15 protein-coding genes are annotated in these 17640 nt (G+C 62.0%); 6 read left to right on the top strand and 9 right to left on the bottom strand.

Annotation, left to right across the window (positions count from 1 at the left end):
• Positions 1–47: 47 nt before the first annotated feature.
• The 8 genes from ACWGS8_RS13890 to ACWGS8_RS13855 form a co-directional block, all read right to left on the bottom strand.
• Positions 48–1115: a BMP family ABC transporter substrate-binding protein gene (locus ACWGS8_RS13890; RefSeq protein WP_454581486.1), complete on the bottom strand. Its 1068-nt coding sequence runs from the start codon at positions 1113–1115 to the stop codon at positions 48–50.
• A gap of 51 nt (positions 1116–1166) precedes the next feature.
• A complete protein-coding gene (locus tag ACWGS8_RS13885; protein WP_454581485.1) occupies positions 1167–2087 on the bottom strand; it encodes an ABC transporter permease in 921 nt (306 codons plus the stop codon).
• Entirely contained in the window at positions 2087–3217 is a 1131-nt protein-coding gene (locus tag ACWGS8_RS13880) for an ABC transporter permease (protein WP_044547617.1), read from the bottom strand. The genes ACWGS8_RS13885 and ACWGS8_RS13880 overlap by 1 nt, the downstream gene beginning before the upstream one ends.
• Positions 3214–4791 (bottom strand): ABC transporter ATP-binding protein, encoded by a 1578-nt coding sequence (locus ACWGS8_RS13875; RefSeq protein ID WP_454581484.1) that lies wholly within the window; start codon positions 4789–4791, stop codon positions 3214–3216. Before ACWGS8_RS13875 ends, ACWGS8_RS13880 begins: the two co-directional genes overlap by 4 nt.
• A gap of 133 nt (positions 4792–4924) precedes the next feature.
• Positions 4925–5902, bottom strand: coding sequence for a quinone oxidoreductase family protein (locus ACWGS8_RS13870; RefSeq protein WP_454581483.1), 978 nt, complete (start codon positions 5900–5902; stop codon positions 4925–4927).
• A 29-nt stretch (positions 5903–5931) separates the two neighbouring features.
• The gene (pcsA, locus tag ACWGS8_RS13865) at positions 5932–6738 is read right to left on the bottom strand and encodes a phosphatidylcholine synthase (RefSeq protein WP_454581761.1); all 807 of its coding nucleotides are present in this window, start codon (positions 6736–6738) and stop codon (positions 5932–5934) included.
• 23 nt (positions 6739–6761) lie between these two features.
• Positions 6762–7376 carry a DUF1326 domain-containing protein gene (locus tag ACWGS8_RS13860; protein WP_454581482.1) on the bottom strand — a complete coding sequence of 205 codons (615 nt, stop codon included), beginning with the start codon at positions 7374–7376 and terminating at the stop codon, positions 6762–6764.
• A gap of 14 nt (positions 7377–7390) precedes the next feature.
• The gene (locus ACWGS8_RS13855; RefSeq protein WP_454581481.1) at positions 7391–8278 is read right to left on the bottom strand and encodes a DUF2182 domain-containing protein; all 888 of its coding nucleotides are present in this window, start codon (positions 8276–8278) and stop codon (positions 7391–7393) included.
• 112 nt (positions 8279–8390) lie between these two features.
• On the opposite strand from ACWGS8_RS13855, the gene ACWGS8_RS13850 reads away from it, so the two are divergent.
• Both ACWGS8_RS13850 and hspQ read left to right on the top strand, forming a co-directional pair.
• A complete protein-coding gene (locus tag ACWGS8_RS13850) occupies positions 8391–9605 on the top strand; it encodes a UbiH/UbiF family hydroxylase (protein ID WP_454581480.1) in 1215 nt (404 codons plus the stop codon).
• A 148-nt stretch (positions 9606–9753) separates the two neighbouring features.
• Entirely contained in the window at positions 9754–10077 is a 324-nt protein-coding gene (gene hspQ / locus ACWGS8_RS13845; protein ID WP_019858091.1) for a heat shock protein HspQ, read from the top strand.
• A gap of 102 nt (positions 10078–10179) precedes the next feature.
• Here hspQ and ACWGS8_RS13840 read toward each other — a convergent pair whose 3' ends face one another.
• A complete protein-coding gene (locus tag ACWGS8_RS13840) occupies positions 10180–10809 on the bottom strand; it encodes an invasion associated locus B family protein (protein ID WP_027046833.1) in 630 nt (209 codons plus the stop codon).
• 234 nt (positions 10810–11043) lie between these two features.
• Here ACWGS8_RS13840 and ACWGS8_RS13835 point away from each other — a divergent pair, with 234 nt between their 5' ends.
• The 4 genes from ACWGS8_RS13835 (at position 11044) to mgtE (ending at position 17593) form a co-directional block, all read left to right on the top strand.
• A complete protein-coding gene (locus ACWGS8_RS13835) occupies positions 11044–12864 on the top strand; it encodes an extracellular solute-binding protein (RefSeq protein ID WP_454581479.1) in 1821 nt (606 codons plus the stop codon).
• 16 nt (positions 12865–12880) lie between these two features.
• A complete protein-coding gene (locus tag ACWGS8_RS13830; RefSeq protein ID WP_454581478.1) occupies positions 12881–13561 on the top strand; it encodes a DsbA family oxidoreductase in 681 nt (226 codons plus the stop codon).
• 502 nt (positions 13562–14063) lie between these two features.
• Entirely contained in the window at positions 14064–15956 is a 1893-nt protein-coding gene (locus ACWGS8_RS13825; protein WP_454581477.1) for an ABC transporter ATP-binding protein/permease, read from the top strand.
• A 272-nt stretch (positions 15957–16228) separates the two neighbouring features.
• Entirely contained in the window at positions 16229–17593 is a 1365-nt protein-coding gene (gene mgtE / locus ACWGS8_RS13820; protein WP_454581476.1) for a magnesium transporter, read from the top strand.
• Positions 17594–17640 lie beyond the last annotated feature (47 nt).

The raw sequence follows: 17640 nt of genomic DNA, 5'->3' as shown, positions 1-17640 counted from the left end.
AGGGCGCCTCGCGGCGCCCTCCCAATATCCGATCTATGGTGCGCCGCTTACTGCGGCAGTTTGTCGTCGACGCCCTTCACGTAAAAATTCATGCCGAGCAACGTGCCGTCGTCGGCGACTTCACCGTCCTTCAGCCATGCTGAGCCGTCCTGCTTGGCGATCGGTCCGGTGAAGGGGTTCCAGCCGCCGGCGATCTTCTTCGCGGTCGCCTCGGCCATCGCCTTCACGTCGTCGGGCATGTTGGTGTAGGGCGCGAGCTTGACCGCGCCGTCCTTGATGCCGAGCCAGACATTGTCCGGCTTCCAGGTGCCGTCGATGGCTGCCTGCACCCGGCTGATATAGTAAGGGCCCCATTCGTCGGTCAGCGAGGTCAGCTGCGCGTTCGGCGCGAACTTGATCATGTCGGACGACTGGCCGAAGCCGTGCAGCTTGCGCTCCTCGGCCACCTGCAGGGCGGCGGTCGAATCGGTGTGCTGGACGATGATGTCGGCGCCCTGGTCGAACAGCGCCTTGGCGGCGTCGGCTTCCTTGCCCGGATCGAACCATGAGTTCACCCAGACGATCTTGGCCTTGAAGTTCGGGTTGATCGACTGCGCGCCGAGCATGAAGGAGTTGATGCCCATCACCACTTCCGGGATCGGGAAGGAGACGATGTAGCCGGCAACGCCGGACTTCGATTCCTTGGCGGCGATCTGGCCGAGCACGTAGCGGCCTTCATAGAAGCGGGCATTGTAGATGCCGAGATTGTCACCGGTCTTGTAGCCAGTGGCGTGCTCGAACATCACTTTCGGGAATTTCTTGGCGACCTTCACCTCGGCGTCCATGAAGCCGAACGACGTCCCGAAGATGATCTTGCAGCCTTCGCGCGCCAGGCGCTCGAAAGCACGGTCGGCGTCGGGACCTTCGGAGACGTTCTCCAGATAGGCGGTTTCCACCTTGTCGCCGAGCGCCTTCTCGACTTCAAGCCGGCCCTGATCGTGCTGGTAGGAGTAGCCGAAATCGCCGATCGGGCCGGTATAGACCCAGCAGGCCTTCAACTTGTCGGCAGCCTCTGCGGACGCTGCCAGCGACAATGCCGCTGTCGTCGTCATCAGGGCAATAAGCAGTTTTTTCATCGTGTTACCTCTCTGTGTTAAGCCTTGGAGCTTCCCGTCTTTTTGTTTTTGTCAACGATCCGGAACGAATGGCTGCCCCAGGGATGCCGGCGTGTTCATCATCGTCAGACGTTTGTTGCGCGAGATTAGAACGAGAACCACGACGGTTGCCAGATAGGGCAGAGAAGAAAGCATCTGCGAGGGCACCGGAATGCCAAAAGCCTGTGCATGAAGCTGGCCGATCCACACCGCGCCGAAAATGTAGGCGCCCGCCAGCACCCGCCAGGGCCGCCACGACGCGAACACCACGAGCGCCAGCGCGATCCAGCCGCGGCCCGCGGTCATGTTCTCGACCCATTGCGGTGTGTAGACCAGCGACAGATGGCCGCCGGCGAGACCGGCGCAGGCGCCGCCGAAGATCACCGCCAAATAGCGGTAGCGGATGACCTTGATGCCAAGCGCATGCGCCGAGGTGTGGCTGTCGCCGATCGAGCGCAGCGTCAGTCCGGTTCGCGTCTTGAACAGGAACCACATGACGGCGGCGGTCAGCACGATCGACATGTAGAACACCGGATCCTGGCCGAACAGCAACTTGCCGACAACCGGGATGGAGCTCAGGCCAGGAATGTCGAGATTGGGCAGCCTGACGCCGGGCTGGCCGACGAAGCTCGTGCCGATCATGCCGGAGAGGCCGAGGCCGAGTAGCGTCAGCGACAGGCCGGTCGCCACCTGGTTGGTGGCCAGCGACAGCGTCATGACGGCGAACAGCAGCGAGAACAGCGCCCCCATGGCGATCGCCGCCAATAGGCCGATCCAGGGCGAGCCGGTCAGGTAGCCGGCCCCGAAGCCGCCGACCGCACCCATGATCATCATGCCCTCGACGCCGAGATTGAGCACGCCGGAGCGCTCGACCACCAGTTCGCCGATCGCCGCGATCAAAAGTGGCGTCGCGGCCGTCGCGATGGTCAAGAGGATGTTGACGGTGATGTCCATCAGCGGGCTTCCTTCAACTTCGGCGCGGCATCGAGCTTCGCCGTGCCTTCCTGTTTCGTCAGCGCCATGCCGATCAGGCGGATGCGGTAGTGAATGAGCGTGTCGCAGCCGAGCACGAAGAACAAAAGCATGCCCTGGAATACCCGCGCCACCTTGTCGGAAATGCCGAGCGCGCTTTGCACCGCCTCGCCGCCGAGATAGGTCAGCGCCAGAACCAGACCCGCGGCGATGATGCCGAGCGGATTGAGGCGGCCCAGGAACGCCACGATGATGGCGGTGAAGCCGTAGCCGGGCGAAATCACCGGCTGCAATTGCCCGATGGCGCCGGAGACTTCCGAAATGCCGGCAAGGCCGGCCAGCGCGCCCGACAGCAGGAAGGCGAAGAACACCATGCGGCTGAGGCCGAAGCCGGCGAAGCGCCCGGCCCTCGGGCTGGAACCCAGCACCCGCACCTCGAAGCCCTTGAGCATGCGGCCCATCAGGATCCAGATCAGCACCGCGGCAACCAGGGCAAAGACAAAGCCCCAATTGGCGCGTCCGGCGTCCGGCATCAGTTCCGGCAGCACGGCGGAGTCGCCGAACTGGATCGTCTGCGGGAAACCATGGCCCTGCGGATCGCGCCAGGGGCCGCGCACCAACCAGTCGAGGAAGAGCTGGGCGACATAGACCAGCATCAGGCTGGTCAGGATCTCGTTGGTGTTGAAGCGGGTCTTCAGAAACGCGGGTATCGCCGCATAGGCCGCGCCGCCGACCATGCCGAGCAAAAGCATCAGCGGCAGCACCAGCGGCCCTTCGAATTGCGGAAACAGCACCGGAATGGCTGAGCCGAAGATGGCGCCGAAAATAAATTGGCCCTCGGCGCCGATGTTCCAGATGTTAGCCTTGTAGCAGACCGACAGGCCGACCGCGATCAGGATCAGCGGTGCCGCCTTGATCGCCAGCTCATGCAGCTGCCAGACCTGGCTGATCGGTTCGATGAAGTAGATCCGGAACGCAGTCAGCGGATTTACCCCGAGCAGCGCGAACAGGACGGCTCCGGCGATGATCGTCAGCGCGAAGGCGATAAACGGCGACAGGGCTGAAAACAGCGCGGAGCGCTGCGGGCGTTTGACGAGTTCGAGGCGCATCATGCCGTCTCCAGCGTATGTTCGGCGTGGCCGGGCTCGGCGCCGCCCATCAGCAGACCGACCTTCTCGAAGGTTGCTTCGGCGATCGGCATTGGCTTGGACAGTTCGCCATTGTGCATCACCGCGATCGCGTCCGAAAGTTCGAACAGCTCGTCGAGATCCTGGCTGATCACCAGAACCGCCGATCCGCTGCGCGACAGTTCGATCAGTGCCTGCCTGATGTGGGCGGCGGCGCCGGCGTCGACGCCCCAGGTCGGCTGGTTCACCACCATGACGCTTGGCCGACGGTCGAGTTCGCGGCCGACGATAAATTTCTGCAGGTTTCCGCCGGAAAGTGCAGCCGCTTCAGGATCCGGCGCGCTCTTGCGCACGTCCATCGCCTCGATGATGCGTTGCGAGGCTGCGTAAATGGCGCCGCTCTTGACCATTCCACCGGTGCCGACAAACGCCTTGCCGTCAGTGGCATGGCGCGACAGCAAAAGGTTTTCCGAAAGTTTCATGCGCGGTGCGGCTCCATGGCCGAGGCGCTCTTCCGGCACGAAGGCGGCACCCAGCAGGCGCCGTCCGGTGATGGTCAACCCACCGGCATCCTTGCCGCGGATGCGCACCGAGGCGGCATCCTGCTGCAAGACTTCGCCGGAAACGGATTCGAAGAACTCGCCCTGGCCGTTGCCGGCGACACCGGCAATGCCGATCACCTCGCCGGCGCGAACATTGAGGCTGATGTTCTTGAGCGGAATGGAGAACGGCGTTGCCGGCTTGCGGGTGAGACCCCGGACTTCAAGCAGCGGCTGCGCGGTCTCGATCCCCTCGACCGGTGCCCGCACAACGGCCTGCACCTCATTGCCGACCATCATGCGGGCGAGCGAGGCGGCTGTCTCCTCACGCGGGTTGCAATGGCCGACCACCTTGCCATGCCGCAGCACGGTGGCGCGGTCACAGATGCGTTTGACCTCTTCGAGCCGGTGCGAAATGTACAGGATCGATTTGCCTTCCGCGCGCAGCCGTTCCAGCGTCTCGAACAGCTTGTCGGCTTCCTGCGGCGTCAACACCGAGGTCGGCTCGTCGAGGATGATAAGTTGCGGCGTCTGCAGCAGGCAGCGGATGATCTCGATGCGCTGGCGTTCGCCGACCGACAGGTCGCCGACCAGCGAGTCCGGATCGAGCGGCAGGCCGTAGCTGTAGGAAAGCGCCCTCGCCTTCGCCGCGATGCTGCTGATCGGCGAGCCGTCATCGAGCGACAGCGCGATGTTCTCGGCCGCGGTCAGCGCCTCGAACAGCGAAAAATGCTGGAACACCATGCCGATGCCGAGCTTCTTGGCGGCGCCCGGGCTGGTGATCCGCACCGCCTGGCCGTTCCAGAAAATCTCGCCGGAATTGGGCTCCAGCGAGCCGAACAGCATCTTGACCAGTGTCGACTTGCCGGCGCCGTTCTCGCCGAGCAGTGCGTGGATTTCACCTTTGGCAATGTTGAGATCGATATGGTCGCACGCCGTCAGCGTGCCGAATATCTTGGTCAGGCCACGAACCTCGAGCAGATTCGCCCCATCATGATTTGCACTCACAGTGCCTCCCATCTGGTTCGCCAGATATGTTCTGTGTTCCCGCAAGCATCGTAGGCGCCGCCGGCTCTCAACGGAAAGCGGCACGCGTCTTGAAAGAGCTTCAAGAATTTCAGCGGAAATTCAAGGGATAGCAAGCCCGGCGGGACTAAGGGATGAGAATGGTCGTCCCTGTCGTCCTGCGCCCCTCGAGGTCGGCATGCGCCTTGCCCGCATCCTTGAGCGCGTAGCGCTGGTTGATCTGGATCTCGACGGCACCGCTGAGCACCACGTCGAACAGAGCGGCGGCGGAGGCGTCGAGGTCCTCGCGTTTTGCGTTGTAGACGAACAGCGTCGGCCTTGTGGCGAACAGCGAGCCCTTCTGCGCCAGCAATGACATTGAGAAGGGCGGGATCGGTCCCGACGACTGGCCGAAGCTGACGAACATGCCGAGCGGCTTCAAGCAGTCGAGCGAGGCCGGGAATGTGTCGTTGCCCACTGAATCGTAGACGACGTCGCATTTTTTGCCGCCGGTGATGGCGGCGACGCCGGCGACGAAATCCTGCTCCTTGTAGTTGATGACATGGTCGAAGCCGTGCGCCTTGGCGAGCTCGATCTTGTCGGTCGAACTTGCCGTGCCGATGACGGTTGCGCCGAGATGCTTTGCCCATTGGCCAAGAATGAGCCCGACGCCGCCGGCCGCGGCATGGAACAGGATCGTGTCGCCCGCCTTCACCTTGAAGGTCCGCCGAAGCAAATATTCGGCGGTCATGCCTTTCAGCATCATCGCGGCCGCCTGCTCGTCGCTGATGCCATCGGGAATTTTGACCACGAGGCCAGCGGCGACGACGCGTTGCTCGGCATAGGCACCGACATTCGTCGAATAGGCGATCCGGTCGCCTTGCTTCAGCCAGTCGACGCCCTCACCGACCTCCTGCACCACGCCGGCGGCTTCGCTGCCCGGAATGAGCGGAAAGCCTCCGGGCGGCGGATAAAGGCCGGAGCGATGGTAGACATCGATGAAGTTGAGGCCGATCGCCGTGTGCCTGACTAGGATCTGCCCGGAACCTGGGTGGCCGGGATCGGCGTCCTCATAGGTCAGAACTTCCGGGCCGCCATGGCCGTGGATGCGGATCGCTTTGGACATGAACTGGGATTTCCTCTGGGGGCGGCTGGTTACGCCTTTTTGGCGCCGAGATTTGGAAAGAACTGCATGATGCCACCAATGCAGGCCAGGTAAAGCCCGGTAATGGTGATGCCGATCTTGATGAAGGTGCTGACCTGTGCGCCCAGAACGCCGATCTGGTCGTAGAAGGCCGCCAGTGCCGCCTGCGCAAGGGCAAGCGCGCCGAAGGCGCACCACAAAAGGGTCATCGTGAGATTGAGGGGCCGCAGCCGTACGACCCGCACAGGGTGAATGAAGTTGATCGGGACGAACGTCAGGATGCCGGCCACCACCACCACCGCGAACGACACCCATTGCCCGGGCTCAATGACGAACAGCGTGAACACCACCATGTTCCAGACGACGGGGAATCCCTTGAAGAAATTCTCCTTCGTCTTCATGCCGGTGTCGGCATAATAGATCGCGCTGGAGACGACAATGATCGCCGCCGACAGGAACGACAGCCCCTCGCCCATGAAGCCGCGCTGGTAGAGCGCGAAGGCCGGGATCAGCACATAGGTGACGTAGTCGATGATGTTGTCGAGGAGCTCGCCCGACCAGGTCGGCAGGATTTCCTTGACCTCGAGCTTTCTGGCGATAGGCCCGTCGATGCCGTCGACGAACAGCGCCAGTCCAAGCCACCAGAACATTGCCGTCCAGCGCTCCTCGCTCGCCGCCACCAGCGACAGGAAGGCAAGGAACGAGCCTGACGCCGTCAGCAGATGGACCGAGAACGCCCTCGCCTGCGGCCAGGTGACCTTCTTCTTCGGTCGCGGGATCCGGTCCGTGAGCCTCTTGGCGGCTTTCCGTGCCGCCATGTTCCTGGCCGAAGTGTTCTTGCTCACGGGCCTCGCCAATCCAGCTTGCAGATTTCGGCCGAGCGGCCGGCAAAATTCCAGTTGCGGCCAAAGGCTCGCATCTTGCTCTTGTCGGATCTTGCCACGATGATCTCCGGTGCAATCCAGTATTCCGAATTGGTGATCACCGTATCCTTCTCGCGATCCTTGCCCGTGATTGGCGTGACCGCGCCATCGACGATCTTCGGTATCTGGAAGATACGCGTCTTGTCCCGTGTCTCATAGGTGATAGGCACTTGTTCGACACCCAGGAATTTTCCGACCAGGATCGACAGCAGCGATGTGGTTCCGCCGGCCTTGCCGGTGAAAATCTTCGTCAAGGCCTTTACCGCGTAGATAGAGGCGCGTTTGTCGATGAAGAGGCCCGCCGTCCAGTTGCCGCGGCTCATGTAACCGGGGATTTCCATGATCAGCCCAAGGTTGAGGCCGGACAGGTCGACCTCGTCGAAATGGCCGGCATCGATCCGGAAACCCGCCCAGGTCTGGCAATAGCCCTCGGTCGGAGGGTGACTGCCGAGCGACAGCACGCAAGGGCAAAAAACCGTGCAATTGCAGGAGAGTACGAGCTCTCCTTTCATTGCCCAGCCCTGATCTGTCATTGAATTTCCCCCACTCATAGCGAGACTACTAGCAGCGCGGCTGCCCAGACAAGCAGTATCGCACCGGCCAGCCGGGTTGGAAGACGGCTCGTGGTCTGTTTTTCAATCAGGGTGAACAGGGCGATCAGCGCCATCCAGAAGATGTTCATCACGCCGACGGCGAACATCACCAGCATCAGCGCCCAGCAGCAGCCGAGACACCAGGTGCCTTGCGCCGCACCGAGCCGGAAGACGCGGACGGGCTTGGCGCTCCAGTTCGAGAACAGGATCGAGAACGGGTTGCGGCATTTCTTCAGGCAGGCCTCCTTGAGGCCGCTGAACTGGTAGAGGCCGGCGACCAGCAGTGCGAGCGCCCCGGCAACGCCAAGCAGCGGATCGTAGATTTCGCCGGATGCGGCGAATGCATGCGCGCAGAGCGTCAGGGCCGTGAACAGCATCGAGGCGGCGAGCCAGACACCGAGATAGCCGGCAACCAGCACCAGCGGATGGACGACCGGCTCGCCCTTGATCCGGGCCGTATCGGCGATCTCGCAATAGGTGCGGATCATCGGTGCCGCGGATGGCAGCATCGCGGCGATGGCCATCAGGAACCACATCAGGATAAGCGCCAGGGCGCGCGGGACGATGCTTTCATCCAACGGCGCCGGCGACAGGCAGAGCGCGAAGAAGCGCCCCAGGAAATCGGGCAGCGGCACCTGCGGCAGGCGGCGCAGGAGCGTGTCGCCGGGCGCGCTGCCACGGGCCTCGGCGCCGCGAATCGCCATCGTGGCCAGCAACGACCAGGCGAGCAGAATGCTGGCGCCGACGACGATATTGACCGTCAAACGAGGGTTGCGCGCAATATCAGCCGCGGCGCGGCCGGCGCGGTCGAGATGGCTGAAATCGTCCTGGTGGCCGCTCATGACACCCGAATGAGCCGAATCGCCGCGTTGATCAAGCCGCGTGAACTGACCTATATGCTTCTCGATTGGCAGGTCTGGTGGCCCGCCTCGCATCGCAAGCCGGAAACCGATCTTGGAGCATCAGGAAACAGCGCCGATACTGATTGCCGGCACCGGTCCGGCAGGGCTGATCGCGGCGTTGGCTTTCGCCGATGCCGGCTTCCCGGTGACGCTGGTCGGGCCTGAGGCGTCGGCCCCCGATGGCCGCACCACTGCTCTCATGAACCCTGCCCTGAAAGTGCTTGAGCGGCTCGAGGTCCTCGAAGTCATCAGGCCCAAGGCCGCTCCCTTGAAAGTCATGCGTATCGTCGACGCGACCAGCCGGCTGATCCGCAGCCCCGTCGTCACCTTCCGCGCCAGCGAGATCGATGAGGACCAGTTCGGGCTGAACCTGCCCAACAGCGTCTTTGGCCCGGCGCTTGCCGACAAGGTGGCCGCCCATTCCGGGATCGAATGGCGCAGGTCGATGGTGAAGACCTGGTATCTCGATGCCGATCGGGCTCATGCCGTTCTTGCCGACGGCAGTGAGGTGAGCGCGTCGCTGGCGGTCGCCGCCGATGGACGCCAGTCGCCCGCGCGCGAGGCGGCGGGCATTTCGACCGGTTCGCACGCCTATCCGCAGGCAGCGCTCGTGCTCAATTTCGGCCATAGAAGCGAGCATGCCTTCACCTCGACCGAATTCCACACAGAAACCGGTCCGTTCACGCAGGTTCCTTTGCCCGGCAACCGCTCAAGCCTCGTCTGGGTGGTAAAGCCCGAGACCGCCAAGGAGCTTGCCGCCCTGGACGACGCAACGCTCTCGCTGCGGGTCGAGCAGCAGATGCAGTCGATCCTGGGTCGGGTGACGGTGGAGCCGGGCCGCCAGATCTATCCGCTTTCGACCGTGACGCCCCTGCGTTTCGCGCGAGACAGGGTGGCGCTTGTCGGCGAAGCCGCGCATGTGTTCCCGCCAATCGGTGCGCAAGGCCTCAACCTTGGCATCAGGGATATTGACGATCTGGTTGGAATTGCAAAAGAAAATAGCAGAGATCCAGGCGCGGCCAAGGCCCTTGCCGCCTACGATTTCAAGCGCCGGCCCGATATTCTGGCGCGCAGCAGCGCAGTCAACCTGCTCAACATGTCGCTGCTCTCCGATATGCTGCCGGCGCAGATGGCACGCGGCGCCGGCCTCGGCGTGCTCGGCGGCTTTGCACCGCTGCGCGCCTTCTTCATGCGCGAAGGGCTTCGTCCCGGCAGTGGTTTTGCAGCACTCGCGGGCGGCCTGCGAAAACCCATGCAGCGGCAGTAGCGATCTTGCGGATTTTATCGCGACATCGCGACATCAATCAAAACCTTTGCGACGCATTCTGCGTAGCTTGAAGGCGCTCAAACGCTTCGGGATTGAATTGACTCGGAGTCTGCGCCAAATAAAGTCAAGGAATTCAGTGGTGAGTACGATGAAAACGGCCAAATTCGCGATCGGACAGGTGGTCCGCCACCGGCTGTTTCCGTTTCGAGGCATCATTTTCGACGTCGATCCGCAATTCGCCAACACCGACGAATGGTATGAAGCCATTCCCGCCGATGTGCGGCCGCGCAAGGATCAGCCGTTCTACCATCTGCTCGCCGAGAATTCGGAAACCGAATACATCGCTTATGTGTCGGAGCAGAATCTCCTCGAGGATCGGTCGGGCGAGCCGGTCCGCCACCCGCAGATCAAGGAGATGTTCGATAAGAGGCCGGACGGGCGCTACGAGCCGAAACGCCAGTCCAGGCACTGACCTTCCGGCTCGTCCGCCAGGAAAATCAAGGCTAAGGCCAGGAACAAAAAAGCGGGCCATGACCCCGCTTTTTCTTTGACTCGAGAATGGCCGAGCCGGTGATCAGTTGGCGGTCTTGGCCTTGTCCTGCTCATCTTTGAGCTTCTTGGCGAAGTCCTGGTTGTTCTTGGCGACGAAGTCCTGGAGCTTCTTCTGCCGGTCCTCGATGTCCGACTGCTGCAGCGGCGGGCCGTCATAGGCGCCGCTGAAGCCCTGGAGAGCGATCTTGATCGGGTTGGCCTGGTTCTGGAAATTGATCGAGGTCAGCGTGATCCCCTGACCCTTCTTGAACGAGGCGACGAGCTGGTCGGTCAGCGGCACTTCGGCCACGCAACGATCCGGGAAGCAGATGACATAGTCGAGCTTCACGGCCTTGCCGGTGTCGATCTGCAGGCCGATGCCGGGAGGCACCAGGCGACCGGTCGGGACCGTCACCTGAAACACCTTGCGGTTCACTTTGCCCTTGAGTTCGATCAGGCTGACACCGGTGACGAGCTGGCCATTGCCGGCCGTGACGATGTTCTGGACGTTGCAGATATCGACGTCTTCCTGCTTGGTGCAGGCCTTGAACCAGCCCTGAGGAATCTGTTGCTGCTGCTGTGCGGAAGCAGAGGGAAGTCCTGCGCCCAGAAAGCCGACCACGCCCGCGGCCATGACCGACAGGCGGTACGCATTGCTGTTCAGGCTCGTCATGTCGTGCACTTCCTCTCAAATGATCCCGGAACCGGCTTCTCTACGCCGTGTGGTCCAGCTACCTGTTGCCGAAATGAGGCAACAGAATGACTTCGGACGGCGTGTTACACTGCAAGCGGTGCCGAATCCAGCCCCGCCCACTTGTAATTCTTGATGACACGATTGGCCGGCGAAGCGCTGCCTCATGCTAGGGTGCGCACCGAATCATCAAGCCGACCTGTTAAGGAGACGGTCATGGGCCGCGTTCTTGTTTGGCTGATCACCGCGATATCGCTTTTCACCCTTTCGCTGCGGCCGGCCACGTCGGAACCGAAGCATGCCATTGCCATGCAAGGCGAGCCGGCACTGCCGCCCGACTACACCCATTTCGACTACGTCAATCCCGATGCGCCGAAGGGTGGCAACATCACCTATTGTGTTGTTGGCAGCTTCGACAACCTCAACCCTTTCATCCTGAAAAGCCTGCGCACGACGGCGCGCGGCATGATGGATCTGACCTACGGCAACCTCGTTTTCGAACCGCTGATGCAGCGCAACTATGACGAGGCCTTCAGTCTCTATGGCCTGCTCGCTGACAGCGCGGACATGGATTCCGAGCGCAAGTCGATCGAATTCCATCTCAATCCCAATGCAAAGTGGTCGGACGGCGAGCCGGTGACGCCAGAGGATGTGCTGTTCACCTACGATGTCTTCACCGACAAGGGCCGCCCGCCCTACAACGCACGCATGAGCCTGATCGCCAAGCTTGAAAAGACCGGCGATCACAGCGTGCGCTTCACCTTCAATGACAAGGCCAATCGCGAAACGCCCATGATCATCGCGCTGACGCCGATCCTGCCGAAACATGCCTTCGATAAGGAGACTTTCGACAAGACAACGCTGAAGCCGCTGACTGGCAGTGGACCTTATACCATTGCCCAGGTGGCGCCGGGCCAGCGTATCGTGTTCAAGCGCAACCCCGACTATTGGGGCAAGGATGTCCCGGCCAAGCGCGGCTTCGACAATTACGACCAGATCACCATCGAATATTTCCTCAACGCCAACGCCAAGCTCGAGGCTTTCAAGAAAGGCCTCTGCGCCATCGACGACGACGGCGATCCAGTCAAACGGGAGCGCGATCTGGACTTCCCGGCCTTCCACAGGGGTGAAGTGGTTTCTGAAACCTTCGACACCGGCATTCCGCCCGTGGTAACCGGTTTCCTGTTCAACACGAGGCTGCCGAAATTCTCCAATCCGGTGGTTCGGCGTGCGCTCGGCATGCTTTACGACTTCGAATGGGCGAACAAGAACCTGTTCGGCGGCAAATACACCCGCACGACGAGCTATTGGCAAAATTCCGAGCTTTCCGCGCTCGGCCATCCGGCAGACGACAGGGAAAAGGCCTTGCTTGCCCCCTACCCCGGCCGTGTGCCGCCTGACGTCATGGACGGCACCTGGAAACCGCCCGTGACCGACGGTTCGGGGCAGGACCGCAAAGTGTTGAAGACAGCTTTCGATCTCCTGAAAAGCATCGGTTACCACGTGCAGGACGGTACGATGTTCGATCCCGACGGCAAGCCTTTCGGATTCGAGATCCTGACTGCGTCGCAAGACGAGGAGCGCCTGGCCGGCATCTATCAGCGCACGCTGGAGAAGATCGGCATCAATGTCAGCATCCGTAGCCTCGACGGCGATCAGATCCAGTCACGCAAGCAGCGCTTCGATTTCGAGGCTCTGATCGGATCCAGCGGCTTCAACAATTCACTGTCGCCGGGCTTCGAACAGCTTGGACGCTGGAGCTCCGAGGCGGCCAAGACCGAAGGCTCGTTCAATCTCGCCGGCGTTGCCGATCCGGCGGTCGATGCGGCGATCGAAGCGATGCTGCGCGCCCGTTCGAAGGAGGATTACGTTGCCGCCGTCCGCGTTCTCGACCGGCTGCTGATCTCGGGCAACTCCATGGTGCCCATGCAGTACAACACGCAGCAGTGGCTTGCTTACTGGAATTATCTGGAACATCCGAAGAAGACGCCCATATTCGGTTATCAGCTGCCGACATGGTGGCGCAAACCGAACTGAAAATCCGGAGATCGAGATGAGTGAAGCGAACGCCATAACCATCGATGTGGTGTCGGATGTCGTCTGCCCCTGGTGCTTCATCGGCCTGAAGCGGCTGGACAAGGCGGTTGCCGAGGCCGGCGACGTCGATGTGCATATACGCTGGCGACCGTTCCAGCTCGATCCGACCATTCCGCCGCAAGGCAAGGACCGCCGGGAGTATATGCGGGCCAAGTTCGGCAGCGATGAGCGCATTCGCGAGATTCATGCCCGCATCGAGCCGCTTGGCGAGGCAGAGGGCATTTCCTTTGCGTTCGATGCCATCAAGGTGGCGCCGAACACACTGGATGCCCACCGCCTGATCCGCTGGGCGGGGGCCGCCGGTGAAGGCGTGCAGAACAGGCTGGTCCGCCGCCTCTTCCAGTTGAATTTCGAGGAAGGGGTCAACATCGGCGACCATGCGGTGTTGGTCGAAGCCGCCCGTGACGCCGGCATGGATGGGTCCGTGGTCGCCGCGCTCTTGCCGACCGACGCCGATGTGGAAGCGGTGCGCACGGAGATCTCCACGGCGTCGCGCATGGGCATATCGGGCGTGCCGTGTTTCCTGCTTGAAGGCAAATATGCCGTGATGGGTGCTCAGGACGTCGACACGCTGGCTGATGCCATCCGCCAGGTGGCTGCGGCGAAGGCACGGGGCGAATTGGACAAGGTCGGCTGAGGCCGGGTCATTCCTTCGCCCGCGACAAGACGGTTTCAGGTCATTTTTCGACCGCCGGCAAGGCCGACAGCCGCAGGAATCAGACATCAACGGACAGCTTGTTTTCGGGAATTTGGCTAGCCGCAACGAAAAATCGGCCCGCCGGACAAGCCGGAACGAGTCACGAAATCGTGTGAAGACCTTCCCTAAGGGAAGGTGACGATGCGGCGCTTCGTCGCCAAGTAACCATCTGACATTATTGCGTTAAAGTGCTTTTTCTCCGATTTCCGCGAGGCGCTCGGAAAGCCTGTTCTGTTGCCTTTCCGACACGGCCGGAACTTCAATCTTGCCAAACCTCTACAAAAATTAATGGAAAATGATCAATTGGTGTTACCATCCGTAACAAAACAAAAAAGGTTTGGGCGGGATCGTGATTCGGATCGGCAGACGATCGCAGGAGTCAGTACCGGATAGACTACACCGCGGCCCCGCAGGGCGGTCGCATTTGACGCCGGTATCCTCGATGCGCAGTTTCTGGGGCCTGATGAAGGCCTACTGGTTCTCCGAGCGCTGGAAGGAGGCCTGGACGCTCACTGTCGTCATCGCCCTGCTGACGGCGCTTTCCAGCAAGGCCGGCGTCTGGTTTGCCCTGGCGTTGGGCGAGCTGGGCAATTCTATCGCCTTTTTCCACGATGCAGCCAACACCAGCCCGCTAAAGGCAATTCTGACCAATGCCGGCATACTTGTGCTGCTGGTCGTGCTCAAGGATGCCGGCTTCACCGGCGTGCGTGGTCTTGTCTCGGCAACCCTGCACCGAAAGTGGCGCGGCTGGCTGAATAGCCAGTTCAACAAGGCCCTGCTCGACGGCAATCATACCCACTTCCATGCTCAGCATGGTTCGGCGGCTGGCGGTATCGTCGCACCCGACAACATCGACCAGCGCATCCAGGAATCGATCAAGGACATGACGGGCGGGGCGATCGGTCTCGCCATGGGCGTTCTGGGCGTCGCGACCTCGCTCTATTTTATCGGCGAAAGTCTGATCGGGTCCTCGGTTGAGGTCAAAGGACTGGAGTTCCTCGGCAGTTATGGCAGCGCGGCGCTGGCCTTCCTCGCCGTCGCCATCTACGTGCCGTTGAACACTTGGATTGCGGTCAAGCTTGGCCGCCTGCTCGAGCGGCTCAATATCCGCATGCAGCAGGCCGAGGGTAGCTACCGCAGTGAACTGACGACGTTCCTGCGCCGCAGCTTCCATGTTGCCGCCTCGCATGGCGAAGATGTGCAAAAGTCGATGCACGACAAGCTCTACGTCGATATCGACAGGACCTGGGGCAAGCTCAATGTCGTCAACAATGGCTACACGTCGTTCGAGCTGATCTACAACTTCCTCGGCGCCCGGATCGTCGCCTATGGTCCCGGTCTGGTGTCGTTCATACACAATCGCCTGGACTACAAGGGCTACATAACCGGCTCCGAAATGGTCGCCCAGTTGATCGGCCAGTGCTCGTGGTTCATCCATGTCATGCCCGCCATCGCCACGCTGCGCGCTAACAGCCAGCGTGTCACGGAACTGGCGAACGCCATCGAGAACGTCCAGCATCCGCAGGCATTCTACAGCCAGACCGGTCAGTCCGACTTCCACTATGCCAGCCAGAATCCGGTCTTTGGTCTGACCATCCAGAAGCTCGAACTGGCGCATCAGGGCGAGGATGCGACACCGTTCCTCAGCGCCGCCAATTTGCGCTTCCGGCGCGGCGAGTGGACGTTCCTGAAAGGCGAATCCGGTTGCGGCAAGACTTCACTGATCAAGGCGATCAACGGACTTTGGCCTTATGGTCGCGGCACCATCGTCTTCCCCGACGGGGTGAAGAGTTTTTATGCCGCCCAGGAGGTCAAGCTCCAGCAGGTGTCGCTGAAACAGCTGGTCTGCCTGCCGGGCTCCGAGCACGACCATGGCGATGCCCAGGTCGCGTCGGCGCTGCACAAGGCCGGCCTTGGCGACTTCATCGAGCATATGGCCAATGAAAGCCGTGAAGGCAAAAGCTGGGATCAGGTTCTGTCGGGCGGCCAGAAGCAGAAGCTGGTGGTGGCCCGCATCATCCTGCAGCAGCCGGGGCTGCTGTTCCTCGACGAGGCGACTGGCGCCCTCGACCCGGAAGGCAAGATTGCCTTCCACCAGGCGATCAAGGACAACTGCCCCGATGTCACGGTGATCAGCGTCATGCACGAAGCGGTGGCGCCGCGATCGGCTGCCGGCACCGAGTTCTACCACTCGATCGTGTTGATCGCCGACGGCGTCGCCAGCAAGAAGCCGCTGGCTCCGACCCTGCCAGTCGAACTCACCACGATTCTCACCCAGCCACGGCCGGTCGAGGACAAATGGCTGCGTTTCTCGCGCCGGCTGAAGCAGAAATAACGTTGATTTCACCGCGACTTGCCGGGCAGCATGGCGGTCGGCGATCACAGTATCGCGATCGGAGCTATCGGGCGCCGTTTTCCTCACTCACCGCGATTGACTCAGCAAGGCGCGCTCCTATGTTGCGCCGGCTTGCCGATAGTCAAACGCGAACCCGCAAGCGGAAAGGTCACCGCGCCATGCCTGGCGACAGTATTAGTCGAACGCAACCGCCGTCCGCCTAGACGTGACCTCACATGGTTCATGTCCTGCCGGACGGCAAGGAGTGAACCATGAACGATTTTTCCCCCGTAGCGGACGACGAGGCCGTCGCCATCGCCCGCATCCTTGCAAACGACCATGTCGCCGACGTGGTCGAGGCTCTCAACCATGAATCGCGCGAAACCGCGACGGATTTGCTTTGCGCCGTACCGTTCGAGCGGCTGGTCGAGATCTTCGACCAGCCCGAACTCGACGGTGCGCCCGAACTGGCGGACGCCCTGCCCCGCGCCAAGGCAAGCAAGCTGCTCACCGCCATGTCGGTCGACCGTGCAGCCGACATACTGCGCGAGCTCGATGAGCCGGCCCGCTCCGAACTGCTCGGCGCGCTGGCGCCGCCGCTGCGCGCCACCCTGCTTTCCATCCTGGGCTATCCCGAAGGCAGCGCCGCATCGATCATGACGACGGAGTTCGTCAGCGTTCCCTCGGACTGGACGGTCGGGCGCACGCTCGACTACATCCGCAAGGTCGAGCGGACGCGCGAAACCGTCTACGCGATCTACATCGTCGATCCGCAAACGCATCTCCTGGTGCGGTCGACCGGCCTGCGCCGGCTCATCACCGGTGAGCCGGACGACCCGATCCTGTCGGTGGCGCCGGACCGCGTGCCGGTCACGGTCACCCCGCTGACCGATCGTGAAACCCTGGCGCAGACGATCTCCAAATATGATCTGCTTGCCGTGCCCGTCGTCGACCACGGCAAGATCCTCGGCATCGTCACCATCGATGACATCATCGACACGATGATCGAGGAGACGACGCAGGACGTGCATCGCTTCGGCGGTATGGAGGCGCTCGACGAGCCCTACATGAAGATGAGCTTCCTCGCCATGATCCAGAAGCGCGCCGGCTGGCTGTGCGCGCTGTTCCTCAGTGAGATGCTGACCGCGAACGCCATGCAGAGCTACGAGAGCGAGCTGGAAAGGGCGATTGTGCTCACCCTCTTCATCCCGCTGATCATGAGCTCCGGCGGCAATTCCGGCTCGCAGGCGACCTCGCTGGTCATCCGGGCGCTGGCGCTGCGCGAGATCGGCCTCGGCGACTGGTGGCGGGTTGCCTTGCGCGAACTGCCGACCGGCCTGGTGCTGGGATCGATCCTTGGCGTTGTCGGCGTCTGCCGCATCACGCTGTGGCAGTATTTCGGTTTCTACGATTACGGCCCGCACTGGCCGCTGATTGCCGCCACGGTTGGCGCTGCACTGGTCGGCATCGTCACCTTTGGCTCCCTGTCGGGGTCGATGCTGCCCTTCGCGCTGAAACGGGTCGGTTTCGACCCCGCCAGCGCATCGGCGCCGTTTGTCGCCACGCTGGTCGATGTCACCGGGCTGGTGATCTATTTCTCGGTGGCGCAGGTCATCCTGCGCGGCACACTGCTGTAGCCGTATTGCTGTCTCCGCCGCTGGCCATGGCCGGCGGCGGCTTCCGC

Source organism: Mesorhizobium sp. 43Arga (genome assembly GCF_053714255.1).
This window is presented reverse-complemented; position numbering and strand designations above follow the sequence as displayed.

Excerpts from the sequence above, each read along its gene's own strand:
- ACWGS8_RS13890 (WP_454581486.1), bottom strand. The coding sequence starts at position 1,115 with ATGAAAAAACTGCTTATTGCCCTGATGACGACGACAGCGGCATTGTCG.
- ACWGS8_RS13885 (WP_454581485.1), bottom strand. The coding sequence starts at position 2,087 with ATGGACATCACCGTCAACATCCTCTTGACCATCGCGACGGCCGCGACG.
- ACWGS8_RS13880 (WP_044547617.1), bottom strand. The coding sequence starts at position 3,217 with ATGATGCGCCTCGAACTCGTCAAACGCCCGCAGCGCTCCGCGCTGTTT.
- ACWGS8_RS13875 (WP_454581484.1), bottom strand. The coding sequence starts at position 4,791 with ATGGGAGGCACTGTGAGTGCAAATCATGATGGGGCGAATCTGCTCGAG.
- ACWGS8_RS13870 (WP_454581483.1), bottom strand. The coding sequence starts at position 5,902 with ATGTCCAAAGCGATCCGCATCCACGGCCATGGCGGCCCGGAAGTTCTG.
- pcsA (WP_454581761.1), bottom strand. The coding sequence starts at position 6,738 with ATGGCGGCACGGAAAGCCGCCAAGAGGCTCACGGACCGGATCCCGCGA.
- ACWGS8_RS13860 (WP_454581482.1), bottom strand. The coding sequence starts at position 7,376 with ATGACAGATCAGGGCTGGGCAATGAAAGGAGAGCTCGTACTCTCCTGC.
- ACWGS8_RS13855 (WP_454581481.1), bottom strand. The coding sequence starts at position 8,278 with ATGAGCGGCCACCAGGACGATTTCAGCCATCTCGACCGCGCCGGCCGC.
- hspQ (WP_019858091.1), top strand. The coding sequence starts at position 9,754 with ATGAAAACGGCCAAATTCGCGATCGGACAGGTGGTCCGCCACCGGCTG.
- ACWGS8_RS13840 (WP_027046833.1), bottom strand. The coding sequence starts at position 10,809 with ATGACGAGCCTGAACAGCAATGCGTACCGCCTGTCGGTCATGGCCGCG.
- ACWGS8_RS13835 (WP_454581479.1), top strand. The coding sequence starts at position 11,044 with ATGGGCCGCGTTCTTGTTTGGCTGATCACCGCGATATCGCTTTTCACC.
- ACWGS8_RS13830 (WP_454581478.1), top strand. The coding sequence starts at position 12,881 with ATGAGTGAAGCGAACGCCATAACCATCGATGTGGTGTCGGATGTCGTC.
- ACWGS8_RS13825 (WP_454581477.1), top strand. The coding sequence starts at position 14,064 with ATGCGCAGTTTCTGGGGCCTGATGAAGGCCTACTGGTTCTCCGAGCGC.
- mgtE (WP_454581476.1), top strand. The coding sequence starts at position 16,229 with ATGAACGATTTTTCCCCCGTAGCGGACGACGAGGCCGTCGCCATCGCC.